Here is a 26,290-nt window from a genome sequence, read left to right on the forward strand (position 1 = left end):
ATCGCAGATTGATTGCACGAATGGCGGCGCACAGCGCCTTATCCGGGCTACCCTTTGGCGGTGGTAGGTAGCCCCGGTAACACAGCGCCACCGGGGGGCCCGGGTTAGCCGATGGTCATCAGGCTGGCGTTACCGCCTGCCGCCGCGGTGTTGACGCTCAGCGAACGCTCGATATACAGCCGCTCCAGCAGCAGATTGGTTTCGCCGCGGGCGAAGCCCTGCACGGAGACAATCGCCCCGTCGCGCGCCGCCACCTGCTCGCACAGCTCGCGCAGCTGGTCGGAATCGCCGTGATAGATAACCGCGTCGAAGGCCTGACCGGGCAACTGATCCGCTTTGGCAAAACGGATCCGCTCGCTGACGTCCCGCGGCAGTTTCTTCGCCAGATCGCGCTGCAGGGCGCTGTCCGGCCACAGCACTTCACAACCGACCGCCAGCACAGCCGCCAGCTGGATCAGCGCATCCTGCTCATTATCCGCCACGCACAGCACGCGCTCGCGGGGCATCAGCGTCAGGGTGTTGCGCTCGCCGGTTGGCCCCGGCAGCAGGCGTTGGGTGCCGCTTTGCGCCTGCTCGCTGTACTGCTGGCACAGCGCCTGCAGCTCAGGTCGGCCCGCCGCCCACTGCTGCAGCGCCTGCAGTGGTTTTTCCAGCAGCGTTTTCAGCTGGGCGTCCAGCGGACGCTCTGCATCCTGGCGGGCGAAGGTCACGCCAACGGCGCCCTGCGGACGGCTGGAAAGCAGACGGTAAAGGTACAGCGGGCCGCCGGCTTTCGGACCGGTACCGGACAACCCTTCGCCGCCGAACGGCTGCACGCCGACCACGGCGCCAACCATATTGCGGTTGACGTACAGGTTGCCCACCTTCGCGCTGCCGGTGACCTGGGCGATGGTCTCGTCGATGCGGGTATGCACGCCGAGGGTCAGGCCGTAACCGGAGGCGTTAATCTGCTCCACCAGTTTATCCAGCTCGTTACGGTTATAGCGCACCACGTGCAGCACCGGGCCGAAAACCTCTTTTTTTAGCTCGTCAAAGCTGTCGAGTTCGATAAGCGTCGGCGGCACGAAGGTCCCGTGGTTCCATTCGCGGGCGTCTTCGCTATTCTCGCGCACCGCCTGATAGACGGTGCGGCCTTTGGCGCGCATCGTCTGAATATGGCGTTCGATATTCTCTTTCGCTTCTGCATCGATAACCGGACCGATATCGGTGGTCAGGCGGCCCGGATTGCCCATGCGACACTCGCTCATCGCGCCGCGCAGCATGGTTAAGGTGTGGTCGGCTACCTCTTCCTGCAGGCAGAGGACGCGCAGGGCGGAGCAGCGCTGGCCGGCGCTGTCGAATGCGGAGGCCAGGACGTCGATCACCACCTGCTCGGTGAGCGCCGACGAGTCGACGATCATCGCGTTCATCCCGCCAGTTTCGGCGATCAGCGGCGTCGGGCGTCCCTGAGCGTCGAGGCGGCTGGCGATATTGCGTTGCAGCAGGGTGGCCACTTCGGTGGAGCCGGTGAACATCACGCCGCGCACGCGCTCATCGGATGTCAGCGCGGCGCCGACGGTTTCCCCGCGGCCCGGCAGCAGTTGGATCACCCCTGGCGGCACGCCGGCTTCCAGCAGGATCGCCACGCCCTGGGCGGCGATCAGCGGCGTCTGCTCGGCCGGTTTCGCCAGCACGCTGTTGCCGGCCGCCAGCGCGGCGGCAATCTGCCCGGTGAAGATCGCCAGCGGGAAGTTCCACGGGCTGATACAGACCACCGGACCCAGCGGACGGTGGGTTTCATTATCGAAATCGTCGCGCACCTGGCCGGCATAGTAGTGGAGGAAGTCAACGGCTTCGCGCACTTCGGCGATGGCGTTGCTGAAGGTTTTACCCGCTTCGCGCACCAGGATCCCCATCAGGGTCGGCATCTGGCTTTCCATCAGCACCGCGGCACGCTCGAGAATGGCGGCGCGCTCCTGCGGCGGGGTGGCGAACCAGATTGGCGCGTTGTTGATAGCGCTGGTCAGCGCCTGCTGCACTTCGTCATCGCTGGCTTCGCGGACGTAGCCGACAATGTCCTTTGGCTCAGCCGGGTTGACTACCGGCTGCATCTCGCCTTCGGCTACCGGCTGCTCCAGCATCGGCAATGCCTGCCATTTATGCAGGGCGCTGTTGAGCAGGGAAGAGGAGAGGGAGGCCAGACGATGCTCGTTAGCCAGATCCAGACCGGCGGAGTTGCTCCGGCCGCTGCCGTAGAGATCGCGCGGCAGCGGGATTTTCGGATGCGGCAGGCCGGCCTGGCCTTCCTGCTGCGCCAGTTTTTCTACCGCGCTGACCGGGTCGGCCACCAGCTCGTCCAGCGGCAGGGTATTGTCCGCAATACGGTTGACGAAGGAGGTATTGGCGCCGTTCTCCAGCAGACGACGCACCAGATACGCCAGCAGCGTCTCGTGGGTGCCCACCGGGGCGTAGATCCGGCACGGCCGGTTCAGTTTGCCGTCGGCGACTTTGCCCACCACCTGCTCGTACAGCGGTTCGCCCATGCCGTGCAGGCACTGGAACTCATACTGGCCAGGGTAGTAGTTCTGGCCCGCCAGCTGGTAGATAGCCGCCAGGGTATGGGCGTTGTGGGTGGCGAACTGCGGATAAATCAGGTTCGGCACCGCCAGCAGCTTTTTCGCGCAGGCGAGATAGGAGACGTCGGTGTAAACCTTGCGGGTGTAGACCGGATAGCCTTCGAGACCTTCCATCTGCGCGCGTTTGATTTCGCTGTCCCAGTAGGCGCCTTTCACCAGACGGATCATCAGGCGACGGCGGCTGCGGGTGGCGAGGTCAATCAGGTAATCAATGACAAACGGACAGCGCTTCTGGTAGGCCTGAATCACGAAGCCAATCCCGTTCCAGCCCGCCAGCTCCGGCTCGAAGCACAGTTTTTCCAGCAGGTCGAGAGAGATCTCCAGACGGTCCGCCTCTTCGGCGTCGATGTTAATGCCGATGTCATACTGGCGCGCCAGCAGGGTCAGCGATTTCAGACGCGGGTAGAGCTCTTCCATCACCCGGTCATACTGGGCGCGGCTGTAGCGTGGGTGCAGAGCCGACAGCTTAATGGAGATGCCCGGCCCTTCATAAATGCCGCGGCCGTTAGAGGCTTTGCCGATGGCGTGGATCGCCTGCTGATAAGAGACCATATAGGCCTGGGCGTCGGCGGCGGTCAGGGCCGCTTCGCCTAGCATGTCGTAAGAGTAACGGAAACCTTTATCTTCCAGCTTGCGGGCGTTGGCCAGCGCTTCGGCGATGGTTTCCCCGGTGACGAACTGTTCGCCCATCAGTCGCATCGCCATATCCACGCCCTTGCGGATCAGCGGTTCGCCGCTCTTGCCGATGATGCGGTTCAGCGAGCGGGAGAGGCTGGTTTCGTTGTGGGTGGAGACCAGTTTGCCGGTGAACAGCAGCCCCCAGGTGGCGGCGTTGACGAACAGCGACGGGCTGCGGCCAATGTGCGACTGCCAGTTGCCGTTGCTGATTTTGTCGCGGATCAGCGCATCGCGGGTAGCTTTATCCGGAATACGCAGCAGGGCTTCCGCCAGACACATCAGCGCCACCCCTTCCTGTGAGGAGAGAGAGAACTCCTGCAGCAGACTCTGCACCATGCCGGCGCGGCCGCTGGCGGTCTTCTGGTTGCGTAGTTTTTCCGCCAGTTGATACGCCAGCTTATGCGCCTGCTCGCCCAGCGGCTGCGGCAGTCGGGCCTGCTCCAGCAGCATCGGCACCGCGTCGGTTTCCGGGCGACGCCAGGCGGCGGTGATCGCCGCGCGGCTTACCGACTGCGGCAGGATCTGCTCTGCGAACTCGAGGAACGGCTGATACGGCTCTTCCGTTAATACGCTGGCGTCATCGCTTTCGTTGGCGGCCCCGGAGAGCAGCGCCGGTAGCTCGGGCAGCGTCTCATCGTTCTCCAGTTTTTCCAGATAATTGAAGATGGCCTGCTTAATCAGCCAGTGCGGCGTGCGGTCAATGCGGCTCGCGGCGGACTTAATGCGCTCGCGGGTTGCGTCGTCAAGCTTAACACCCATGGTGGTGGTGCCCATGCTCAAAACTCCTGTCATTTATCGTTAGCTTATGCGGTTGCATGGAAATATCCACTATGTTGCAACTTTGTGCAACCATGTTAATTATGGCTTGTGACGAAAGCCGTGAAATGGCGGATTTGTTAAAAATAATGCCTAAAATAGCAGAATTTTAACCCCGGGCTCATAGGGTATTTGTATGCGTGAGTTAACACTTTTGTTTGGTGCAACCTTTAAAAACGTGAGAGAGTGCAACCTCTCGCAAATTGACGTTTTGCGCCGTCGGATTTTCGTGTAAATGCTGTGTTAAATCGTTTGTGAAAAACCGAAGCTTCCGTCAGGATACGGTCGCCCAATTAAACAATGCGCCATTACCCCGTTCCGGTAGTGGAAAAAAACGACGAAGTTGGACGCTGTCGATAAAAATTCTGGAGACTTTGCATGGCTATTAGCACACCGATGCTGGTGACATTTATTGTTTATATTTTTGGTATGGTATTGATAGGGTTTATTGCCTGGCGTTCGACCAAAAACTTTGATGATTATATTCTCGGGGGACGGAGTCTGGGGCCATTTGTGACCGCGCTTTCCGCCGGCGCCTCGGACATGAGCGGTTGGCTGCTGATGGGCCTGCCGGGCGCCATTTTCCTCTCCGGGATTTCCGAAAGCTGGATTGCCATCGGCTTAACGTTGGGGGCGTGGATTAACTGGAAGCTGGTCGCCGGGCGCCTGCGCGTGCATACCGAGGTGAATAATAACGCCCTGACGCTGCCTGATTATTTTACCGGCCGTTTTGAAGATAAAAGCCGGGTGCTGAGAATTATTTCGGCGCTGGTTATTCTGCTGTTCTTTACTATCTATTGCGCCTCGGGAATTGTGGCGGGGGCGCGTCTGTTTGAAAGCACCTTTGGCATGAGTTATGAAACCGCGCTGTGGGCCGGCGCGGCGGCGACAATTATCTATACCTTTGTCGGCGGCTTCCTCGCCGTCAGCTGGACGGATACCGTGCAGGCCAGCCTGATGATTTTCGCGCTGATCCTCACCCCGGTAATCGTGATTATATCCGTCGGCGGTTTTGGCGATTCGCTGGAAGTCATTAAGCAGAAGAGCATCGAAAATATCGACATGCTGAAAGGGCTGAACTTCGTGGCGATTATTTCGCTGATGGGCTGGGGACTGGGCTATTTCGGTCAGCCGCATATTCTGGCGCGCTTTATGGCGGCGGATTCGCACCACAGCATCGTCCACGCGCGTCGCATTAGTATGACCTGGATGATCCTCTGCCTCGGCGGGGCGGTGGCCGTCGGCTTCTTTGGCATCGCCTACTTTAATAACAACCCGAGCCTGGCGGGCGCGGTTAACCAGAACGCCGAACGCGTGTTTATCGAGCTGGCGCAAATCCTGTTTAACCCGTGGATTGCCGGGATCCTGCTGTCGGCGATTCTGGCGGCGGTGATGTCCACCCTGAGCTGTCAGCTGCTGGTTTGCTCCAGCGCGATTACTGAAGATCTGTATAAAGCCTTCCTGCGTAAAAACGCCGGTCAGAAAGAGCTGGTCTGGGTGGGCCGTATGATGGTGCTGGTGGTTGCCCTGGTGGCCATTGCCCTGGCGGCCAACCCTGAGAACCGCGTGCTGGGTCTGGTGAGCTATGCCTGGGCCGGTTTCGGCGCCGCCTTTGGCCCGGTGGTGCTGTTCTCGGTGATGTGGTCGCGTATGACCCGTAACGGCGCGCTGGCCGGGATGGTGATTGGCGCCCTGACCGTGATCGTCTGGAAGCAGTTTGGCTGGCTGGGCCTGTATGAAATTATTCCGGGCTTTGTCTTCGGCAGCATCGGGATTGTGGTCTTTAGCCTGCTGGATAAAGCGCCGTCAGCCAGCATGCAGCAGCGCTTCGCTGAAGCGGATGCCCACTACCATACGCCGCCGCCGGTACGCGCCACGGCTGAGTAAGCTCATCTGACGCTCACGAGCCCGCCGCTGGCGGGCTTTTTATTGCCTTTTGCCGGGCCGGAATATTATAACCCTTGCTAATTATTTGAAAATCCGCTGATATTTCCTGACTAATAACAATGAGGATAGCAAAGATGACGTTCAGACAGGGTGCAATGGCGCTGGTGCTGGCAGGGTTACTCAGCGGCTGCGCGGCGGGTGGAAGTTCATCGACCAGCGCGCCGAAGCCCGGCGCCTGCCCGGCGGATCAGTCCATGGTGCAAACCACGCTTTACTTCGGTCTGAGCCGCCCGGCGGGGAAAGACATCACCGCTGAAGAGTGGCAACAGTTTGTCGACCGCGACGTCACGCCGCGCTTTCGCGACGGGCTGACGGTGTTTGATGCCCACGGCCAGTGGCTTGGCCAGAATGGTCAGGTGGTGCGGGAGCAGAGCAAGGCGCTGATGGTGATCCATGGCCACGACGCGCAGAGCGAGACCGGTATTGAGGCCCTGCGCGAGGGCTATAAATCGCGCTTCGCGCAGGAGTCGGTGATGCGTGTCGACCAGCCGGTCTGCGTGCAGTTCTGAGTAAACGGCGGGGGCAGCCCCGCCGTTTGTCTTACAGCACCAGCCCGGCGAAGCTGGCGGAAAGCAGGCTCACCAGCGTGGCGCTAAACACCAGCCGCAGGCCGAAGCGGGAGACGATATTGCCCTGCGGTTCATTCAGGCCTTTGATCGCCCCGGCGATAATGCCGATTGAAGCAAAGTTAGCAAACGACACCAGGAAGACCGAGAGAATGCCGAGCCCGCGCGGCGTCATGCTGGCGGCAATCTTTTGCAGCTCAATCATCGCCACAAATTCGTTAGCGACCAGCTTGGTGGCCATGATGCTGCCGGCGTTCAGCGCATCGCTCAGCGGAATGCCGATAAGCCAGGCTAACGGATAGAAGACGTAGCCGAGGATCTGCTGGAAGCTGAGGCCAAACAGGGTAGCGAACAGCGCGTTAATGGCGCTGATCAGGGCGATAAAGCCGATCAGCATCGCCAGAATAATCATCGCCACTTTAAAGCCGGCCAGAATATATTCCCCGAGCATTTCAAAGAAACTCTGTGATTCATGCAGCTTCTCCAGCTTTATTTCCTGCTCGCTGCCCGGCCGCGTCGGGTTAATCACCGACAGCACGATAAAGGTGCTGAACATATTCAGGATCAGCGCCGCGACGACATATTTGGCGTCCAGCATGGTCATATAGGCGCCGACGATCGACAGCGATACGGTCGACATGGCCGTCGCCGCCATGGTGAACAGACGCCGTGAGGAGAGGTCGCCCAGTACGCCTTTGTAGGCGATGAAGTTTTCCGACTGGCCGAGGATCAGGGAGCTGACGGCGTTAAAAGATTCCAGCTTACCCATGCCGTTGACCTTCGACAGCAGGGTGCCAATCACGCGAATAAAAATCGGCAGGATCCGCCAGTGCTGGAGAATACCAATCAGCGCGGAAATAAACACAATCGGACACAGGACGCCAAGAAAAATAAAGGCTAAGCCTTTTTCGCTCATGCCGGCAAAGACGAAATTGGTCCCCTCGGCGGCAAAGCCTAACAGCGAAGCAAAAAAGCCGGAAATATTTTTTACCAGCCACAGGCCGCTTTCGGCGTGCAGGAAAAAGAAAGCGAGCGCTATTTCTATAATAATCAACTGAAGAATATAACGAATACGAATTTTTTGTCTGTCGTAGCTGACAAGCCAGGCCAGGGCGAGGATCACCGCCAGCGCCAGCAGGAAATGAAAAAATGCAGTCATGTTGTTCTTTTCGCAGGTCAATAAGGCCGCCATTTAGCCATAGCCGCCGCGACGGGTAAATATCTGGCGTAAAAAATCCTTTGCTTATTCTTTTCCCTCATAACAGGCGAATATTTTCATAAGTCATTATTTGCCAGCGATTTATTTACAGATAGTCATCATTCTCTAAACATTTCGCTTGTGTTTCTGAGTATTGTAATGATAATCACTATCATAAATATTACCTGTTTTTGCATTCGTTGACGGTGCTTTACATTTAAGGGTATTGGCATGTTTGTCCCATTTCTCATTATGTTACGCGAAGGCCTGGAGGCGGCGCTGATTGTCAGCCTGATCGCCAGCTATCTGAAACGCACCCAGCGCGGCAACTGGATTGGCGTGATGTGGATTGGCGTGATCCTCGCAGCGGCGCTGTGTCTTGGCTTAGGCATCTTTATCAACGAAACCACCGGGGAATTTCCTCAGCGCGAACAGGAGCTGTTCGAAGGGATCGTCGCGGTCATTGCGGTGGTGATCCTGACGTGGATGGTCTTCTGGATGCGCAATGTCTCACGCAACGTCAAGCAGCAGCTGGAGCAGGCCGTGGATAAGGCGCTACAGCGCGGCAATCACCACGGCTGGGCGCTGGTGATGATGGTCTTTTTCGCGGTCGCCCGTGAGGGGCTGGAGTCGGTCTTCTTCCTGCTGGCGGCATTCCAGCAGGACGTTGGCATCTGGCCGCCGCTGGGGGCGATGCTGGGGCTGGCCACGGCAATCGTGCTGGGTTTCCTCCTCTACTGGGGCGGTATCCGTCTCAACCTTGGCGTGTTCTTCAAATGGACCAGCCTGTTTATCCTGCTGGTGGCCGCTGGCCTGGCGGCGGGGGCGATCCGCGCCTTTCACGAGGCGGGCCTGTGGAACCTGTTCCAGGAGACCGCCTTCGATCTGAGCACTGTGCTGTCGACGCATACGCTGTTCGGCACGCTGCTGGAAGGGATCTTCGGCTACCAGGAGACGCCAAGCGTCAGCGAAGTGGCTGTCTATCTGCTTTATCTGATCCCGGCGCTGGTGCTGTTTGCGCTGCCGCCGCGAAATAATACGACTGCCTCGCGGGCTGCCTGACCAGGCGCTGCGAGCTTATAAGCGACACTCTACTTACCGAAAGGGATGATCATGATGATTCATTTTCGCCGTAATGCGCTGCGGGTGACCGTGGCCGCGCTGCTCAGCTCTGCATTCGGTGCTCAGGCTGCGGATATCCCGCAGGTCAAAGTCACCGTCAACGACAAACAGTGCGAGCCGATGCAGGTGACCGTTAACGCGGGTAAAACCCAGTTTATTATTCAGAACCACAGCCAGAAAGCGCTGGAGTGGGAGATTTTGAAAGGGGTGATGGTGGTGGAAGAGCGCGAAAACATCGCGCCGGGCTTTACCCAGAAGCTCACCGCAAACCTGCAGCCGGGCGAATATGACATGACCTGCGGTCTGCTCACCAACCCGAAAGGCAAACTGATCGTCACCGGCGCCGCCACCAAAGACGCGGCGAAAGCGGATGCGGTGCTGAGCCTCGGCGAAGCGATCACCGCTTATAAAGCCTATGTGACGGCGGAAACCGCGCAGCTGGTCAGCGGCACCAAAGCCTTTACCGACGCGGTGAAAGCTGGCGACATCGAAAAAGCGAAAGCGCTGTACGCCCCGACGCGCCAGCATTACGAGCGCATTGAGCCGATTGCTGAGCTGTTCTCTGACCTTGACGGCAGCATCGACGCCCGCGAAGACGATTTCGAGAAAAAAGCGGAAGATCCGAAATTCACCGGATTCCACCGTCTGGAAAAGGCGCTGTTTGGCGATAACAGCGTCAAGGGCATGGAAAAATATGCCGATCAGCTGAACAGCGATGTGCTGGAGCTGCAAAAGCGCATCAGCGAGCTGGCGTTCCCACCGTCAAAAGTCGTGGGCGGGGCGGCAGGATTAATTGAAGAAGTCGCAGCCAGCAAGATCAGCGGTGAAGAAGATCGCTACAGCCATACCGACCTGTGGGACTTCCAGGCCAATATTGACGGCGCGCAGAAAATTGTCGATCTGCTGCGCCCGCAGCTGCAAAAAGAGAACAGCGCACTGCTGGCTAAAGTGGACGCCAACTTTAAGAAAGTGGACAGTATCCTCAGCAAATACCGCACCAAAGAGGGTTTCGAAACTTACGATAAGCTGACCACCGCTGACCGTAATGCGCTGAAAGGGCCGATCACCACCCTGGCGGAAGATCTGGCTCAGCTGCGCGGGATCCTGGGTCTGGACTAAGTCGATGGCACAACAGAAACCACACGACGTGAACGAGCCGTCACGTCGTCGCTTACTGAAAGGGATCGGCGCGCTTGGCGGCGCGCTGGCCATCACCGGCGGCTGCCCGGTAGCGCATGCGGCAAAAGCGGAAAGTTCCCCCGGGACGCTCACACCTGACGCGCGCCAGGAAAAACAGCCATTCTATGGCCCGCATCAGGCGGGTATTCTGACGCCGCAGCAGGCCTCGATGATGCTGGTGGCGTTCGATGTGCTGGCGTCAGATAAAGCCGACCTCGAGCGTCTGTTTCGGCTGCTGACCCAGCGTATCGCCTTTCTAACCCAGGGCGGCCCGGCGCCGGATACGCCTAATCCGCGTCTGCCGCCGATGGATTCCGGCATCTTAGGGCCGTGGATTGCCCCGGATAATCTGACCATCACCGTCTCGGTCGGCCATTCGCTGTTTGATGAGCGCTTTGGTCTCGCGGATAAAGCGCCGAAAAAGCTGCAGCCGATGACTCGCTTCCCCAATGATTCACTGGATGCCGCCCTGTGCCATGGCGACCTGCTGCTGCAGATCTGCGCCAATACTCAGGACACGGTGATCCATGCCCTGCGCGATGTCATCAAACATACGCCGGATTTGCTCAGCGTGCGCTGGAAGCGGGAAGGGTTTATCTCCGATAGCGCGGCGCGCAGCAAAGGCAAAGAAACCCCCATCAACCTGCTGGGTTTCAAGGACGGTACCGCTAACCCGGCGAGCCATGACAGCGCGCTGATGGATCAGGTCGTGTGGGTCACGGCGGATCAGGACGAGCCGGCCTGGGCGGTGGGCGGCAGCTATCAGGCGGCGCGCATCATTCAATTCCACGTCGAGTTCTGGGACCGGACGCCGCTCAAGGAGCAGCAGACCATCTTCGGCCGCGACAAGCACACCGGTGCGCCGCTGGGGATGAAAAACGAACACGATACCCCGGATTACAGTAAAGATCCTAACGGCGAGACGATCGCGCTGGATAGCCATATTCGTCTGGCCAACCCTCGCACGCCGGAAACCCAGTCCAGCCTGATGATGCGCCGCGGCTACAGTTATTCGCTGGGAGTCACTAATGCCGGGCAGCTGGATATGGGGCTGTTGTTCGTTTGCTATCAGCACGATCTGGAAAAGGGTTTTCTGACGGTGCAGAAACGGCTTAACGGCGAGGCGCTGGAGGAGTACGTCAAACCCATCGGCGGGGGCTACTTCTTTGTTTTACCCGGCGTGGTGGATGATAAGCACTACCTGGGACAGACGCTGCTGCAGGCCTGATACCGACCCTGTCCGCAAGGGCAGGGCGTTTTCTGCTGTTTTTCTCTTTTTTATTATATTTCCTGCCATGTGTTATATTTCTGTAATACAAATGACCGATAGTCTCCTACACTTGCTTAAGAACTATTTGTTGCGTCATTGTGAAAAATAAGTTGCATTAAGAATCTTTTTTGATGTACTTATTACATACGCGGTAGTTCCCGGCAGTGTGACGTTTCACTATGGAGATCGCGAATGGTAAGGTCCCGTACCGGACAACGTAAAACCACAGACCGTACTCTTCAGCACGGAAGCCTCGCTTCCGGCAGCGATTTTCTCACTCTTTCTCCCTCCGCTTCGAATTATTACCACCTTGGCAGGGTACGCGGTGCGCGTAGCCGCGACTCGTTGTCAGTTCTACCGGCAAGCAATGGCTTACAAGGAAGCCAAACCTCAATCGTTCGTGCGCATAGTCGCGTCGATGTTGACGCGTGTGATGTAAACCTACAACGCAAGGTGCTATCCATGGGAAGACAAAAAGCAGTGATCAAAGCTCGTCGTGAAGCAAAACGTGTGCTGAGACGGGATTCACGCAGCCATAAGCAGCGTGAAGAAGAATCGGTCACATCGCTTGTGCAAATGAGTGGCGTAGAAGCAATTGGCATGGCGCGGGACAGCCGTGATACTTCCCCAATTGAGGCGCGCAATGAGGCTCAGGCGCATTATCTGAATGCCATCGACAATAAACAGCTGATTTTCGCCACCGGCGAAGCCGGATGCGGCAAGACCTGGATCAGTGCGGCGAAGGCAGCTGAAGCGCTGATCCATAAGGATGTGGACAGAATTATTGTTACCCGTCCCGTTCTGCAGGCCGACGAAGATCTCGGCTTCTTACCGGGAGATATCGCCGAGAAGTTCGCGCCCTATTTCCGACCGGTTTACGACGTGCTGGTGAAAAGGTTGGGAGCTTCCTTTATGCAGTACTGCCTGCGTCCGGAAATCGGCAAGGTGGAAATCGCGCCGTTCGCCTATATGCGCGGACGTACTTTTGAAAATGCGGTGGTGATTCTGGACGAGGCCCAGAACGTGACCGCAGCGCAAATGAAGATGTTTTTAACCCGCCTCGGGGAGAACGTGACGGTCATCGTCAATGGCGATATCACCCAGTGCGACTTGCCCTCAGGGGTGCGGTCCGGCCTGAGCGATGCGCTGGCGCGTTTTGAGGAAGACGAGATGATCGGCATCGTGCGTTTCACCACCGATGACTGCGTGCGCTCGGCCCTCTGCCAGCGGACGCTGAAAGCCTATTATTAATCGTCATACTGTGAGCAAAGCCCGGGCGAGCCCGGGCTTTGTTGTTTTTGGAGGGCCTTCCGGCGGCGCTGCGCATAGCGGGCTACCTGGCGGGTACGGTCTGGTAGCCCGGGAGAGGCATTGATGCCGACCCCGGGGATGTCTGCGGTGCCACATGCGAAAAAAAGCCCGTACTTGCGTACGAGCTCTTCTTAAAATATGGCGGTGAGGGGGGGATTGACTCGCTTCGCTCGCCCCTGCGGGGCAGCCCGCTCGCGGGCTCGCGGTCTGTCCAACTGGCTGCGCCAGTTGTCGAACCCCGGTCGGGGGTTCTCATCCCCCCCGGCGGAGAATATAAAAGAAAAGAGCCCGTACTTGCGTACAGGCTCTCATCTCGAATATGGCGGTGAGGGGGGGATTCGAACCCCCGATACGTTGCCGTATACACACTTTCCAGGCGTGCTCCTTCAGCCACTCGGACACCTCACCATATTGTCTTGCTGCTCACCTTGGGTGGGCAACGGGGCGCTACTATAGGGAGTTGCGTTAAAACGGTCAAGCATATTTTCTTCTTTCTTTACCGACCGCTCACGCAATGAACAATGCCCCGCTGCGACGCAGTGGGGCGGGTGTTTTAGCGCTGGGAATCAAGCTGTTCGTTATTCTTCACCACGTCCTGCGCTTTGCTGTAGCTTTCAATCAGCAGCTGGTAGGCCGGGAAGACTTTGGTGTACACCTCCGCCCATTCTGCTGCGTCCGGGCGATTCCAGGTGCGCTGCAGCTCAGAGGCGACGGCGGCGGTATCCATCGGCACTACGCCAGCCTGTACCACGCGAGCCAGGGTGATCTCCTGCGCCATTTTGCTGTAGGTGCCGGAAGCGTCAATCACGGCAAACACTTTATAACCGTCGGCGACGGCGGCAATCGCCGGGAAGGCCATGCAGACGCTGGTGATGGTCCCGGCGATAATCAGCGTTTTACGACCGGTCGCTTTCACCGCGGCGACGAATTCCGGGTTATCCCAGGCGTTGATCTCGCCTTTACGGGCGATGTATTGCGCATGCGGCGCGTTCTCATGAATCTCCGGGATCAGCGGACCATTCGGCCCCTGCGGCACGGAGGCGGTGGTGATCACCGGGATCCCGGCAAGCGAGGCCATCTTCGCCAGCGCGGCGGCGCGAGCGCGCAGCTCTGGCATTGGCATATCGCCGACGGTCTGGAACAGGCCGCTCTGGTGGTCAATCAACAGCATTGCGGTATCGTTGACATCAATCACCGGACGAGCACCGTTAAAATTAGCGAGAGTAGACATAGTATTCACCTCAATCAGTTAGATTTGGCCAAAGCGGCCGCTGTTAAAATCGCGAACGGCTTCTGCGATCTGCGTTTTGTTATTCATGACAAACGGGCCATAGCCCACAATCGGCTCCTGCAGCGGTTCGCCGGCCATCAGCAGAACTTTTGCCTGGGCGGTCGCCTCCAGATGCAGTGCGTCTCCTGCCTGGCTCAGGACGGCGAGCTGTCCTTCGCGGGCGGATTCGGAACCGTTGATGATCACTTCCCCTTCCAGTACCACCAGCGCGGTACTCCAGCCTTCCGGCTGGCGCAGCGTGAGGTCGCGCCCCTGATTCAGCTGCATATCCCACACGTTAAGCGGTGAGAAGGTATGGGCCGGGCCGCTGACGTCGTCATACTGGCCGGCAATAACCCGAACCTGTCCGGCGCCATTCGTCAGCGCGACGGTGGGGATCGTCCCGGCGGTAATGCTCTGGTAGCCGGGGGTCGCCATTTTGTCTTTGGCGGGCAGGTTGACCCACAGCTGGATCATCTTCAGCTCGCCGCCGCTGCGGGTGAAGGCCTCCGAGTGGAACTCTTCGTGCAGGATCCCGGCGCCCGCCGTCATCCACTGCACGTCGCCTGGGCCAATTACCCCGCCACGGCCGGTGGAGTCACGATGTTCTACCTCTCCGGCGTAGACGATGGTGACGGTTTCGAATCCGCGATGCGGATGCTCACCGACGCCGCGTTTATTGCTGCCCGCCGGGAAGGTGTACGGCCCGGCATAGTCGAGCAGTAAGAAGGGGCTCAGCTGCTGGCCGTGCGTCTGATAGGAAAACATCGAACGAACCGGGAAGCCGTCGCCTACCCAATGCTGCGCGGGCGCGGTGTAGACTCCTGTAATCTGTTTCATGGCTTTCTCCTGTGTATCGGTATCTGATGCGAATAAGCTTATATCCGGGACGACATGTGCGGTAGTAAGCAAAAATGGCCTATACTGTTCCAAAAATGGAACAATGGAGGAAGGATGCAGGATCTCAATGACTTCGCCTGGTTTGTCCAGGTCGTGGACCATGGCGGTTTCGCCGCGGCAGGGCGAGCGCTAGACCAGCCGAAATCCAAGCTCAGCCGCCGCATTGCGCAACTCGAGGAGCGGCTGGGCGTGCGTTTGATTCAGCGAACCACTCGCCAGTTCGCGGTTACCGAGGTCGGGCAGACCTTTTACCAGCATTGCAAAGCGATGCTGATAGAGGCCGAGGCGGCGCAGCAGGCGGTCGACACGCTGCGCGCCGAGCCGCGCGGCAGCGTCAGGATCACTTGTCCGGTCACCTTGCTGCATGTCCATATCGGACCGATGCTGGCGCGATTTATGGCGCGCTATCCCGGGGTCACTTTGCATCTTGAGGCGACCAACCGCCGGGTGGATGTGGTCGGGGAGGGCATTGATGTGGCGATCCGCGTTCGGCCCCGGCCTATCGAGGACAGCGATTTGGTGATGCGCGTGCTGGCGGACCGAGGGCACCGGCTGGTGGCCAGTCCGGAGCTGATTTCCCGGCTCGGACGTCCGCAGGCGCCGTCTGAGCTGAGCGCCTGGCCTGGGCTCAGCCTGGGGGCGAACAAGCATCAGCATAAATGGCAGCTTACCGGGCCTGAGGGGGCAAGGGCGGAGGTGTATTTCACGCCGCGAATGGTGACCACCGATATGCTGGCGCTGCGCGAGGCGGCGATGGCCGGCGTAGGGGTGGTGCAGCTTCCTTTATTAATGGTGCGCGATCAGCTGGCGTCAGGGGAGTTAGAGGTGGTACTGGATGAGTGGCAGCCGCGGCGGGAAGTGATCCATGCGGTATTTGCCTCACGGCGCGGGCTGCTGCCCTCTGTCAGGGCGCTGGTGGATTATCTCAGCGAAGAGTATCAGCGAATGGAAGAGGATTAGCTTCGGGATTGGCTTTTCTCGGGGGGCTCCCCCCGGGGAGAATATAAAAGAAAAGAGCCCGCGCTTGCGTACAGGCTCTCATCTCGAATATGGCGGTGAGGGGGGATTGACTCGCTTCGCTCGCCCCTGCGGGGCAGCCCGCTCGCGGGCTCGCGGTCTGTCCAACTGGCTGCGCCAGTTGTCGAACCCCGGTAGGGGGTTCTCATCCCCCCCCAGCGGAGAATATAAAAGAAAAGAGCCCGTACTTGCGTACAGGCTCTCATCTTGAATATGGCGGTGAGGGGGGGATTCGAACCCCCGATACGTTGCCGTATACACACTTTCCAGGCGTGCTCCTTCAGCCACTCGGACACCTCACCATATTGTCTTTCCCGTTGTTGTCGGGAGCGGGCGCTAATGTAGGGAAATACGTATCGCCCGTCAATCAACTTTTTGCAAAATCAGCGCGTTTAGACAAACTTCGAGCAACTTGCTCCTTAAACGTGCGAAATCCGTTTTTTTTGTCGCCAGTAGCTTTTCCCTTTTCGCTCGGGGGAAATTTGTTATGCTGGCAAACCAATAGAAAACAATGAGTAAAATAAGACGCCAGCGTCAATCGGCCAAAGGCGTCTGCTATCAGGAGCCACTATGGAGATTATTTTTTACCATCCGACCTTTGATACCCAATACTGGATCCGAGAGCTGGAAAAGCAGTTACCCGGCGCGCGAGTACGCGAATGGAAAGCGGGCGATAACCAGCCGGCGGACTATGCCCTGGTCTGGCATCCACCGGTAGAGATGCTGCAAGGCAGGGCGCTGAAGGCCGTGTTCGCCCTTGGGGCGGGGGTGGATTCGATCCTTAGTAAGCTGCGCGATCATCCGGATATGTTGCCCTTGTCGATCCCGCTGTTTCGTCTCGAAGATACCGGTATGGGACGGCAGATGCAGGAGTATGCCGTGAGCCAGGTGCTCCACTGGTTCCGCCGGTTCGATGACTATCAGGCGTTGAAGTTGGCTTCCCGCTGGCAGCCGCTGCCCGAGTACCGCGCCGACGAATTCACCATCGGGATTATGGGGGCCGGCGTGCTGGGGGCGAAGGTTGCGGAAAGCCTGCAACCCTGGGGATTCCCGCTTCGCGTCTGGAGCCGTAGCCGTAAATCCTGGCCGCAGGTACAGAGCTTTGCCGGCCAGGCCGAGCTGGGTGGATTCCTGCAGGGGACTCGCGTCCTGATCAACTTGCTGCCGAATACCGCCGAAACCGTCGGTATTATCAACCAGACGCTTTTAGCGCAGCTGCCTGATGAGAGTTATCTCCTCAACCTTGCCCGCGGCGTGCATGTCGTAGAAGAGGATCTGCTGGCGGCACTGAACAACGGTAAGCTCAAAGGCGCGATGCTCGATGTCTTCAGTCGCGAACCGCTGCCGCAGGAGAGTCCGCTATGGGCGCACCCGCGGGTGGCTATGACTCCCCACGTGGCGGCAGTCACCCGCCCGATGGAGGCAATTGCCTATATCGCCGGGACCATTAGCCGGCTGGAGCGAGGGGAATCGGTTAGCGGTCAGGTCGATCGTCAGCGCGGTTATTAAGATAAGCGAACCCCGCCACGGCGGGGTTTTTGCTAATCAATAGCCCGGTTTCCTGCTATTCTTGCGACAAACAGAAGAGGAGAATGTGATGTATCCCGTTGACCTGCACATGCATACCGTCGCCAGCACCCACGCCTACAGCACCCTGCACGATTATATTGCGGAAGCAAAGCGTAAAGGGATCAAACTCTTCGCCATCACCGACCATGGCCCGGATATGGCGGATGCCCCGCACTACTGGCACTTCGTTAATATGCGCATTTGGCCCCGCCTGGTAGACGGGGTGGGGATCCTGCGCGGTATTGAGTCGAATATTAAAAATATCGAAGGTGAGATCGACTGTTCCGGGCCGATGTTGACGTCGCTCGATTTGATCATCGCCGGATTCCACGAGCCGGTGTTTCCGCCGCAGGATAGCGCCACCCATACGCAGGCGATGATTGCCGCGATGGCCAGCGGTAAAGTGCATATGATTAGCCATCCCGGTAATCCGAAATTCCCGGTGGATATCCCGGCCATTGCCGAAGCGGCGGCCCGTTACCAGGTGGCGCTGGAGATCAATAACTCCTCTTTCGTTTCATCGCGCGTGGGCAGTGAAGATAACTGCCGTGCTATCGCCGCCGCGGTGCGCGACGCGGGAGGGTGGGTGGCGCTGGGCTCGGACTCTCATACGGCGTTTACCCTCGGAGAGTTTACCGAGTGCCGCAAGATCCTCGATGCTGTCGATTTCCCGGAGGAGAGGATCCTCAACGTTTCTCCGCGTCGCCTGCTCGACTTCCTCGAGTCGCGTGGTATGCCGGCGATCCCGGAATTTGCTGACCTTTAATTTGTATAACTGGAATAACTGAATGAACGAGTTTTCAATCCTCTGCCGCGTGCTGGGTTCGCTGTATTACCGTCAACCGCAGGACCCGCTGCTGGTGCCGCTGTTTAGCCTGATCCGCGAGGGCAAACTGGCCGCCAGCTGGCCGCTGGAGCAGGACGAGCTGCTGGCGCGTCTGCAGAAAAGCTGTGAAATGCAGTCCCTGGCGACGGACTATAATGCGCTGTTCGTCGGTGAAGCCTGCAGCGTTCCGCCGTACCGTAGCGCGTGGGTGGAGGGTTCCTCTGAAGCGGAGGTCCGGGCTTTTCTGAGCAATCACGGCATCCCGACAGGAGAAGGTCCGGCGGATCATCTCGGATCGCTGCTGCTGGCCGCCTCCTGGCTGGAGGATCATGCCACAGAAGCGCAGAGCGAGACGCTGGAGCTCCTGTTTGCCGACTATATCCTGCCGTGGTGCGGGACGATGCTGGGGAAAGTCGAAGCGCATGCGCACACACCGTTCTGGCGCACCATGGCGCCGTTAACCCGCGACGCCATCGCCGCGATGTGGGACGAGCTTCAGGAAGAAGATGAGCAATAAAATGTGATTTAAGTCACTATTATAATGCAACTGAAATCAAGTTCATTCATTTAGTGTGTTTTAGATCGCATTCTTTCGGTGCGTATCTGCTAGGATACGCGCCATGAACATACTCTTCGCAATCGCATTAACGACGGGCATTCTCTCCGGGATTTGGGGATGGGTGGCCGTCGCCCTCGGCCTGCTGAGCTGGGCCGGTTTCCTCGGCTGTACGGCCTATTTCGCCTGCCCGCAGGGCGGTCTGAAAGGCCTGGCCATCTCCTCCTGCACGGTAATGAGCGGCGTTGCCTGGGCGTTGGTGATTATCCACGGTAGCGCGCTGGCCCCACAGCTGCAGATCCTCAGCTATATGATGACCGGCGTCGTGGCCTTTCTGATGTGCATCCAGGCGCGACAGAGGCTGCTGTCGTTTGTCCCTGGCACCTTTATCGGCGCCTGCGCGACCTTCGCGGCAGATGGCGACTGGCGTCTGGTGATCCCTTCCCTGGCGCTGGGCCTGGTCTTTGGCTATGCCATGAAGAATAGTGGCCTGTGGCTGGCGGCCCGTGCGGAAAAGCAAAAATCGTTCGTCAACGACAACGCCTGAACGGCGGGACGATGATATCAACAGGACCCTCAGGGTCCTGTTTTTTTTACCATCTTGTCGCCGGCGCTGCGGGATAATCTTGCTCCCGGGGGCGGGTATGCCCTAGTATCGGCAGAAAGCCGTACCCACGCGCTATGCCGACAGGAGGAGAAATGGCTGTTCAACCTGAAGTAATTCTCGGCGATATTACGACGCTTGATGTCGATGTGATTGTGAATGCGGCAAACCCCTCGCTGTTGGGCGGCGGCGGGGTGGATGGCGCGATCCACCGGGCGGCCGGTCCCGCGCTGCTGGCGGCCTGCAAGCAGGTGTTGCAGCAGCAGGGCGAATGTCCCCCTGGGCATGCGGTGATCACGATGGCGGGCGATCTTCCCGCCAGCGCGGTGATCCATACCGTGGGTCCGGTCTGGCACGGCGGCGACCGCATGGAGGCGCAAACCCTGGCCGATGCCTACAAAAACAGCCTGCAGCTGGCGGCGGCAAACAACTATCGCTCCATTGCGTTTCCGGCGATCAGCACCGGCGTGTATGGCTATCCGAAAGAGGAAGCGGCGGCGATCGCCGTGCGCACCGTGACCGCGTTTCTCACCCGCTATAACCCGCTTGAACGGGTCCTGTTCGTCTGTTTCGACGAGGAAACGGCAGCTATCTATCGTCGCCTGCTGGCGGCATGCCCCTGATTCAGCAGAATAGGCTATGATAACCGCCGATATTGACAGGAATGATGGATAGCAGGAGGGAGCAGGGTGTCAGAAGGAAAAGTACAGCAGAAGCAGCAGGCGCGCCGCGCGGAGATCGTTGCCGCTGCGCAAAGATGTTTCGCGGCGAAGGGATTGCATGGCGCCTCTGTCGCGGATATCGCCCGCGAGGCGGGTCTGAGCGTCGGTCAGCTGTATCGCATTTTTGCCAGCAAGGAAGCGATCATCGAAGCAATTGTCAGCGAAATCGTCAACGCCAGAGTCGGCGAGATGATCGATGAGAACCACAATCTGGCGCGAAAAGCGGCGGTGCTGGCGGGCAGGATCCCGACTTCGGCAGCCACCAGAAGCGACAATTATCTGTTGATGGAAATTAACGCCGAAGCCTCGCGCAACCCACGCTTGCGCGAGATCCTGGTGCAGGCCGACCGGCGGTTGAAAGAGGAGGGCGGGCGTTTGTCGCAGCGTTATCATCCCGGGCTCAGCGATGCGCGACGCAATGCCGCTTCAGAGCTCATCGCCGTTCTGACGGAGGGGGCAGCCTACCGCTGTGAGCTGAGCGCATCCACCCCGGTCGATAAAGCGGATTTAGAAGCCCTGTATAACATGATCTTCGACCGGCTGTTTGATGAGCAAGCGTAGCGCGGCACGCCAGGCGTGCCGCAAAAGCTAAAGGTTAACTGGCCGAGGCCGGGGTTTTGGCCGGTTTGTTCATCGGTTTACCGGAGAACAGGAAACGCAGCAGCGGAATACGCAGGTGAATTTCGTACAGGATCAGGGCAATACCCACCACAAAAACCAACCCGCCAATAAAGCCTAAGGTATTTGACTTGATGGCCGGGGTGATCCACGCCCCGTACAACAGCGTCAGCGGATGGTGCACCAGGTAAATAAACAGCGAAGCATTGACGAAATAGGTCACCCGCGCCGACTGGAAGTTCAGCAGGCGATGGCCGAGCGAAAAGACGACATTGACCATCCACAGCCCCAGCACCATGGTGATCACCGATTCCGTTTCATACATCCAGCCGTCGCCGGAGCCGTACTGCTGGTTCAGCCGATAGGCGATAAATCCCAGCAGCGCTGCCGCGCAGCACCATGGCGACGGCGTGGTGAACATCGCCTTTAAGCGCGGATTAATAAAGGTCTGCGCCCCCAGCACAAAGAAGGGCAGATAGAACAGCGTCTGCATGACCACAAAGTTAAACAGACCATTGCTTAGCAGGGGCGGATAGATCACGAACAATGACCGACGGATCAGCGCGTAAAGCACCCCTAGCGCAAGGAAAATCATCGTCAGCTGGCCCATAGTGACAGTGTCACCGAAAGCGTGAGCACCTCCTGCCGGGCGGCGCGTCAGCCATTTGAACAGCACCACGCCCAGCGAAGTCAGCACCACCAGGACCAGCAAAAACCACAGGTGGGAAATGAGCTCCCACGCCAGGGTGTTGAATTTGTCGTACCCGGAAAGGGTGTGCCAGTTTTCCGCCTTGCCGTTGACGTACTGCAGCATAATAAACTGAGGCAGCGTCAGCAGCGGGATGGCGGTCAGCATCGGAATGCCGACCCGTTCGACGCGCACTTTCCACCACTTTTTCAGCGGGTAGCGCAGGAACAGCATATAGGAAAAATAGCCGGAGATGACGAAGAAGACCTGCATGCGGAAGGCATGAATGAAATCATTAAACAGCGTCAGCCACCACGAGGGCTCAGCGCTGTTGACATGCCAGCTGTGGCTGGAATAAATCAGCGAAATGTGAAAAGGGATCCCCAGCAGCATCAGCCAGGCGCGGATGCTGTCGAAAAAATATTCACGCTGTACCGGAGTATTATTCATACGATTCACGACAATCTCAGATAATTCGTCTTATCACTCAAGATGATAACGCTTACATTATCAGCAACCCTACATGAACTCGGGGTACCTGTCTCCAGGATAAGCACGCAAAGTGCAAACGGGACTGCGAACTGTTTATTCCCTGCGCCGCTACGCTGAACAAAGCAGGGATTATGTTGTCGGATTGCCTGAGTTTCCATTAAAATAGATCGGATCGATTTAAGCACACAAAGGGGGAAGTGCTTACTTATATGAAACATAAACCACAGATGATGAAAATGCGTTGGTTAAGCGCAGCCGTAATGTTGTCCCTGTGTACTTCATCTGCATGGGCATTTAGCATTGATGACGTTGCAAAAGAGGCCAAAACGTTAGCCGGGAAAGGCTATGAAGCGCCAAAGAGTAACCTGCCCTCCGCTTTCCGCGATATGAAATACGCGGACTACCAGCAAATTCAGTTTAATCACGATAAAGCTTACTGGAATAACCAGAAAACCCCATTCAAGCTTGAATTTTACCATCAGGGTATGTACTTCGACACGCCGGTCACCATCAATGAAGTGACGGCCACCAGCGTGCGTAAAATTAAATATAGCCCGGACTATTTTAACTTTGGTAACGTTCAGCACGATAAAGACACGGTGAAAGACCTTGGTTTCGCCGGCTTCAAAGTACTGTATCCGATCAACAGCAAAGATAAGAACGATGAAATCGTCAGCATGCTCGGTGCCAGCTACTTCCGCGTGCTGGGTCAGGGTCAGGTATACGGTCTGTCCGCGCGCGGTCTGGCTATCGATACCGCGCTGCCTTCCGGCGAAGAGTTCCCGCGTTTTCGTGAGTTCTGGATCGAGCGACCAAAAGCCACCGACAAGCGTCTGACTATCTATGCGCTGCTGGATTCGCCGCGGGCAACCGGCGCCTATCGCTTTGTGATCATGCCGGGACGCGACACCGTGGTGGATGTCCAGTCCAAAGTTTACCTGCGTGACAAAGTGGGCAAACTGGGCGTGGCGCCGCTGACCAGCATGTTCCTGTTCGGTTCCAACCAGCCTTCTCCGGCGCTCAACTATCGTCCGGCGCTGCACGACTCCAATGGTCTGTCGATCCTGGCGGGCAACGGCGAGTGGATCTGGCGTCCGCTGAACAACCCGAAACACCTGGCCGTTAGCAGCTATGCGATGGAAAACCCGCAAGGGTTCGGCCTGCTGCAGCGCGGCCGTCAGTTCTCGCGCTTCGAGGACCTTGACGATCGTTATGACCTGCGCCCGAGCGCCTGGATCACCCCGAAAGGGGAGTGGGGCAAAGGGAAAATCGAACTGGTCGAAATCCCGACCAACGATGAAACCAACGATAACATCGTGACTTACTGGACGCCGGATCAGCTGCCGGAGCCGGGCAAGGAGATGAACTTCAAGTACACCATCACCTTCAGCCGCGATGAAGACAAGCTGCATGCGCCGGATAACGCGTACGTTATGCAGACCCGCCGCTCTACCGGCGACGTGAAGCAGTCGAACCTGATCCGCCAGCCGGACGGCACCATTGCTTTCATTGTCGACTTTACCGGCGCCGATATGAAAAAACTGCCAGCGGATACCCCGGTCGCCGCCCAGGCGAGCACCGGCGATAACGCTGAAATCGTTGAAAATACCGTGCGTTACAATCCGGTGACCAAAGGCTGGCGTATGATCCTGCGTTTGAAGGTGAAAGATCCGAAGAAAACGACGGAAATGCGCGCCGCACTGGTTAACGGTGATGACACGTTGAGCGAAACCTGGAGCTATCAGCTGCCTGCCAATGAATAAGATAACGAAGTACATTGACGCATTGCCGCTGTCGGACGCCGAGAAATCGGCGCTGCCGGACACCAGCCTGCAGGCCGTTCATCAGGCCCTGGATGACGAACATCAGACCTTCGCCCGCGAAGACGACTCCCCGCTGGGGTCGGTAAAGGCGCGGCTGGCGCACAGCTGGCCGGATTCGCTGTCTGGCGATCAGCTGGTGAAGGATGATGAAGGCCGCACCCAGCTGCATGCGATGCCGAAAGCCAAGCGCTCCTCGATGATCCCGGACCCGTGGCGTACCAACCCGGTTGGCCGCTTCTGGGACCGTCTGCGCGGACGCGATGTCACGCCGCGCTATCTCTCCCGCCTGACGCAAGAAGAGCGCGAGAGCGAGCAAAAATGGCGTACCGTCGGCACTATTCGTCGCTACATCCTGCTGCTGCTGACGCTGTCGCAGACCGTGGTGGCTACCTGGTACATGAAAACCATTCTGCCTTATCAGGGCTGGGCGCTGATCAACCCGGCCGACATGGTGGGGCAGAACCTGTGGATCTCTTTCATGCAGCTGCTGCCGTACGTGTTGCAGAGCGGCATTCTGATCCTCTTCGCGGTGCTGTTCTGCTGGGTTTCCGCTGGCTTCTGGACCGCGTTAATGGGCTTCCTGCAGCTGTTGATCGGTCGCGATAAGTACAGTATTTCCGCCTCGACGGTCGGTGACGAACCGTTGAACCCGGCGCACCGGACAGCGCTTATTATGCCGATCTGTAACGAAGACGTTGACCGCGTGTTCGCCGGGCTGCGGGCGACCTGGGAGTCGGTGAAAGCCACCGGCAACGCCGCCCATTTCGACGTCTATATCCTCAGCGACAGCTATAACCCCGATATCTGTGTTGCTGAGCAAAAGGCGTGGATGGAGCTGATTGCCGAAGTGCAGGGCGAAGGGCAGATCTTCTACCGTCGTCGTCGTCGTCGCGTGAAGCGTAAGAGCGGCAACATCGATGATTTCTGCCGCCGCTGGGGCAGCCAGTATAGCTACATGGTGGTGCTTGACGCGGACTCGGTAATGACCGGAGAGTGTCTGAGCAGCCTGGTGCGTCTGATGGAAGCGAACCCGAACGCCGGGATCATCCAGTCATCCCCACGCGCCTCGGGCATGGACACGCTGTATGCGCGTTGCCAGCAGTTTGCCACCCGGGTGTATGGTCCGCTGTTTACGGCGGGTCTGCACTTCTGGCAGCTGGGGGAGTCCCACTACTGGGGACATAACGCCATTATCCGCGTGAAGCCGTTCATTGAGCACTGCGCGCTGGCGCCGCTGCCGGGCGAGGGCAACTTTGCCGGGTCGATTCTGTCGCACGACTTCGTTGAAGCCGCGCTGATGCGCCGCGCCGGCTGGGGCGTGTGGATTGCCTACGATCTGCCGGGCTCTTATGAAGAGCTGCCGCCGAACCTGCTGGACGAGCTGAAACGCGACCGCCGCTGGTGCCAGGGCAACCTGATGAACTTCCGCCTGTTCCTCGTGAGAGGGATGCACCCGGTCCACCGAGCGGTATTCCTTACCGGCGTGATGTCCTACCTGTCAGCGCCGCTGTGGTTTATGTTCCTTGCCCTGTCGACAGCGTTGCAGGTGGTGCATGCCCTGACCGAGCCGCAGTACTTCCTGCAGCCTCGTCAGCTGTTCCCGGTGTGGCCGCAGTGGCGTCCGGAGCTGGCTATTGCGCTGTTCGCCTCGACCATGGTGCTGCTGTTCCTGCCGAAGCTGCTGAGTATTATCCTGGTGTGGTGTAAGGGGCCGAAGGAGTACGGTGGATTTATCCGCGTGACGCTTTCCCTGCTGCTGGAGGTTCTGTTCTCGGTCCTGCTGGCGCCGGTTCGCATGCTGTTCCACACCGTCTTCGTGGTCAGCGCCTTCCTCGGCTGGGAAGTGGTGTGGAATTCGCCGCAGCGTGATGATGACTCCACGCCGTGGGGAGAAGCCTTTATGCGTCACGGCTCGCAGCTGCTGCTGGGGCTGGTATGGGCGGTCGGAATGGCATGGCTGGATCTGCGCTTCCTGTTCTGGCTGGCGCCGATTGTCGTATCGCTGATTCTGTCGCCGTTCGTGTCGGCTATCTCCAGCCGGGCGACCGTGGGCCTGCGCACCAAGCGCTGGAAGCTGTTCCTGATTCCGGAAGAGTATTCGCCGCCGCAGGTGCTCAAGGATACCGATGCGTACCTGACGCTGAACCGTCAGCGTTCGCTGGACGATGGCTTTATGCACGCGGTGTTTAACCCGTCGTTTAACGCCCTTGCCACCGCGATGGCCACCGCGCGGCACCGTCAGGGTCATATCCTGGAGATCGCCCGCGAGCGTCATGTCGAGCAGGCGCTGAATGAAACGCCGGATAAGCTGAACCGCGATCGTCGACTGGTGCTGTTGAGCGACCCGGTAACCATGTCGCGTCTGCACTATCGCGTATGGGCCGCGCCGGAGAAATACTCCTCGTGGGTGAACGCCTATCAGCAGCTGGCGCTTAACCCGCTGGCGCTGAAAACGAAATAAGCCGTACGTTAATGAAAATACCGGCAGCGATGCCGGTATTTT

20 protein-coding genes, 2 tRNA genes and 2 other RNA genes are annotated in these 26,290 nt (G+C 58.5%); 15 read left to right on the forward strand and 9 right to left on the reverse strand.

Annotated features, from left to right (window positions below):
- Window positions 1-104: 104 nt before the first annotated feature.
- Entirely contained in the window at window positions 105-4,067 is a 3,963-nt protein-coding gene (gene putA / locus GQR96_RS08900) for a trifunctional transcriptional regulator/proline dehydrogenase/L-glutamate gamma-semialdehyde dehydrogenase (RefSeq protein WP_049116747.1), read from the reverse strand.
- A gap of 420 nt (window positions 4,068-4,487) precedes the next feature.
- Between putA and putP the strand changes: the two genes are divergently transcribed.
- Both putP and GQR96_RS08910 read left to right on the forward strand, forming a co-directional pair.
- Entirely contained in the window at window positions 4,488-5,996 is a 1,509-nt protein-coding gene (gene putP / locus GQR96_RS08905; protein WP_004147889.1) for a sodium/proline symporter PutP, read from the forward strand.
- A gap of 134 nt (window positions 5,997-6,130) precedes the next feature.
- Window positions 6,131-6,565 (forward strand): DUF3574 domain-containing protein, encoded by a 435-nt coding sequence (locus GQR96_RS08910; protein WP_023317897.1) that lies wholly within the window; start codon window positions 6,131-6,133, stop codon window positions 6,563-6,565.
- Window positions 6,566-6,596: 31 nt separating this feature from the next.
- Here the strand turns inward: GQR96_RS08910 and GQR96_RS08915 are convergent, their stop codons facing one another.
- Window positions 6,597-7,781, reverse strand: coding sequence for a NupC/NupG family nucleoside CNT transporter (locus GQR96_RS08915; protein WP_065905020.1), 1,185 nt, complete (start codon window positions 7,779-7,781; stop codon window positions 6,597-6,599).
- A gap of 270 nt (window positions 7,782-8,051) precedes the next feature.
- On the opposite strand from GQR96_RS08915, the gene efeU reads away from it, so the two are divergent.
- The 4 genes from efeU to phoH all read left to right on the forward strand — a co-directional run bounded on the left by efeU (window position 8,052) and on the right by phoH (window position 12,642).
- Window positions 8,052-8,882 (forward strand): iron uptake transporter permease EfeU, encoded by an 831-nt coding sequence (efeU, locus tag GQR96_RS08920; protein ID WP_004204515.1) that lies wholly within the window; start codon window positions 8,052-8,054, stop codon window positions 8,880-8,882.
- Window positions 8,883-8,933: 51 nt separating this feature from the next.
- Window positions 8,934-10,061: an iron uptake system protein EfeO gene (gene efeO / locus GQR96_RS08925; protein WP_017901109.1), complete on the forward strand. Its 1,128-nt coding sequence runs from the start codon at window positions 8,934-8,936 to the stop codon at window positions 10,059-10,061.
- 4 nt (window positions 10,062-10,065) lie between these two features.
- The gene (gene efeB, locus GQR96_RS08930; protein ID WP_048323645.1) at window positions 10,066-11,349 is read left to right on the forward strand and encodes an iron uptake transporter deferrochelatase/peroxidase subunit; all 1,284 of its coding nucleotides are present in this window, start codon (window positions 10,066-10,068) and stop codon (window positions 11,347-11,349) included.
- A 504-nt stretch (window positions 11,350-11,853) separates the two neighbouring features.
- On the forward strand, window positions 11,854-12,642 hold the full coding sequence (gene phoH, locus GQR96_RS08935; protein WP_002898923.1) for a phosphate starvation-inducible protein PhoH: 789 nt from the start codon (window positions 11,854-11,856) through the stop codon (window positions 12,640-12,642).
- 199 nt (window positions 12,643-12,841) lie between these two features.
- On the opposite strand, the gene GQR96_RS08940 is transcribed toward phoH, so the two are convergent.
- The 4 genes from GQR96_RS08940 to GQR96_RS08955 all read right to left on the reverse strand — a co-directional run bounded on the left by GQR96_RS08940 (window position 12,842) and on the right by GQR96_RS08955 (window position 14,812).
- Window positions 12,842-12,979, reverse strand: a non-coding RNA gene (locus GQR96_RS08940) — RtT sRNA.
- A gap of 43 nt (window positions 12,980-13,022) precedes the next feature.
- Window positions 13,023-13,110, reverse strand: a tRNA-Ser gene (locus GQR96_RS08945).
- Between the two features lie 145 nt (window positions 13,111-13,255).
- Entirely contained in the window at window positions 13,256-13,933 is a 678-nt protein-coding gene (locus GQR96_RS08950; protein WP_065904877.1) for an isochorismatase family protein, read from the reverse strand.
- Between the two features lie 18 nt (window positions 13,934-13,951).
- Window positions 13,952-14,812 (reverse strand): pirin family protein, encoded by an 861-nt coding sequence (locus tag GQR96_RS08955; protein WP_049115954.1) that lies wholly within the window; start codon window positions 14,810-14,812, stop codon window positions 13,952-13,954.
- A 114-nt stretch (window positions 14,813-14,926) separates the two neighbouring features.
- On the opposite strand from GQR96_RS08955, the gene GQR96_RS08960 reads away from it, so the two are divergent.
- Entirely contained in the window at window positions 14,927-15,832 is a 906-nt protein-coding gene (locus tag GQR96_RS08960; RefSeq protein WP_004204523.1) for a LysR family transcriptional regulator, read from the forward strand.
- Window positions 15,833-15,922: 90 nt separating this feature from the next.
- Here the strand turns inward: GQR96_RS08960 and GQR96_RS08965 are convergent.
- Window positions 15,923-16,059: non-coding RNA, RtT sRNA (locus GQR96_RS08965), on the reverse strand.
- A 44-nt stretch (window positions 16,060-16,103) separates the two neighbouring features.
- Window positions 16,104-16,191 (reverse strand) — tRNA-Ser (locus GQR96_RS08970).
- Between the two features lie 268 nt (window positions 16,192-16,459).
- Here GQR96_RS08970 and ghrA point away from each other — a divergent pair.
- From ghrA to GQR96_RS09000, 6 genes are all read left to right on the forward strand, one after another.
- The gene (gene ghrA / locus GQR96_RS08975; RefSeq protein ID WP_049004597.1) at window positions 16,460-17,398 is read left to right on the forward strand and encodes a glyoxylate/hydroxypyruvate reductase GhrA; all 939 of its coding nucleotides are present in this window, start codon (window positions 16,460-16,462) and stop codon (window positions 17,396-17,398) included.
- An 88-nt stretch (window positions 17,399-17,486) separates the two neighbouring features.
- Window positions 17,487-18,224 carry a phosphatase gene (locus GQR96_RS08980; RefSeq protein ID WP_004204525.1) on the forward strand — a complete coding sequence of 246 codons (738 nt, stop codon included), beginning with the start codon at window positions 17,487-17,489 and terminating at the stop codon, window positions 18,222-18,224.
- 22 nt (window positions 18,225-18,246) lie between these two features.
- Window positions 18,247-18,801, forward strand: coding sequence for a TorD/DmsD family molecular chaperone (locus tag GQR96_RS08985; RefSeq protein ID WP_049092945.1), 555 nt, complete (start codon window positions 18,247-18,249; stop codon window positions 18,799-18,801).
- A gap of 103 nt (window positions 18,802-18,904) precedes the next feature.
- Window positions 18,905-19,387 (forward strand): DUF1097 domain-containing protein, encoded by a 483-nt coding sequence (locus GQR96_RS08990; RefSeq protein WP_049004596.1) that lies wholly within the window; start codon window positions 18,905-18,907, stop codon window positions 19,385-19,387.
- 152 nt (window positions 19,388-19,539) lie between these two features.
- Window positions 19,540-20,067, forward strand: a complete 528-nt coding sequence (gene ymdB / locus GQR96_RS08995; protein ID WP_004204529.1) for an O-acetyl-ADP-ribose deacetylase — start codon at window positions 19,540-19,542, stop codon at window positions 20,065-20,067.
- Between the two features lie 66 nt (window positions 20,068-20,133).
- Window positions 20,134-20,727 (forward strand): TetR/AcrR family transcriptional regulator, encoded by a 594-nt coding sequence (locus GQR96_RS09000; RefSeq protein ID WP_017900746.1) that lies wholly within the window; start codon window positions 20,134-20,136, stop codon window positions 20,725-20,727.
- 34 nt (window positions 20,728-20,761) lie between these two features.
- Here the strand turns inward: GQR96_RS09000 and mdoC are convergent, their stop codons facing one another.
- Window positions 20,762-21,922 carry a glucans biosynthesis protein MdoC gene (gene mdoC / locus GQR96_RS09005; RefSeq protein WP_004204532.1) on the reverse strand — a complete coding sequence of 387 codons (1,161 nt, stop codon included), beginning with the start codon at window positions 21,920-21,922 and terminating at the stop codon, window positions 20,762-20,764.
- A 251-nt stretch (window positions 21,923-22,173) separates the two neighbouring features.
- Here mdoC and mdoG point away from each other — a divergent pair, with 251 nt between their 5' ends.
- Both mdoG and mdoH read left to right on the forward strand, forming a co-directional pair.
- Complete coding sequence (gene mdoG / locus GQR96_RS09010) at window positions 22,174-23,727, forward strand: glucans biosynthesis protein MdoG (RefSeq protein WP_004140751.1); 1,554 nt, start codon at window positions 22,174-22,176, stop codon at window positions 23,725-23,727.
- Entirely contained in the window at window positions 23,720-26,248 is a 2,529-nt protein-coding gene (gene mdoH, locus GQR96_RS09015) for a glucans biosynthesis glucosyltransferase MdoH (RefSeq protein ID WP_004204533.1), read from the forward strand. Before mdoG ends, mdoH begins: the two co-directional genes overlap by 8 nt.
- Window positions 26,249-26,290: the final 42 nt, after the last annotated feature.

Source organism: Klebsiella sp. PCX (assembly GCF_021869705.1).
Lineage (GTDB): Bacteria > Pseudomonadota > Gammaproteobacteria > Enterobacterales > Enterobacteriaceae > Klebsiella > Klebsiella quasipneumoniae.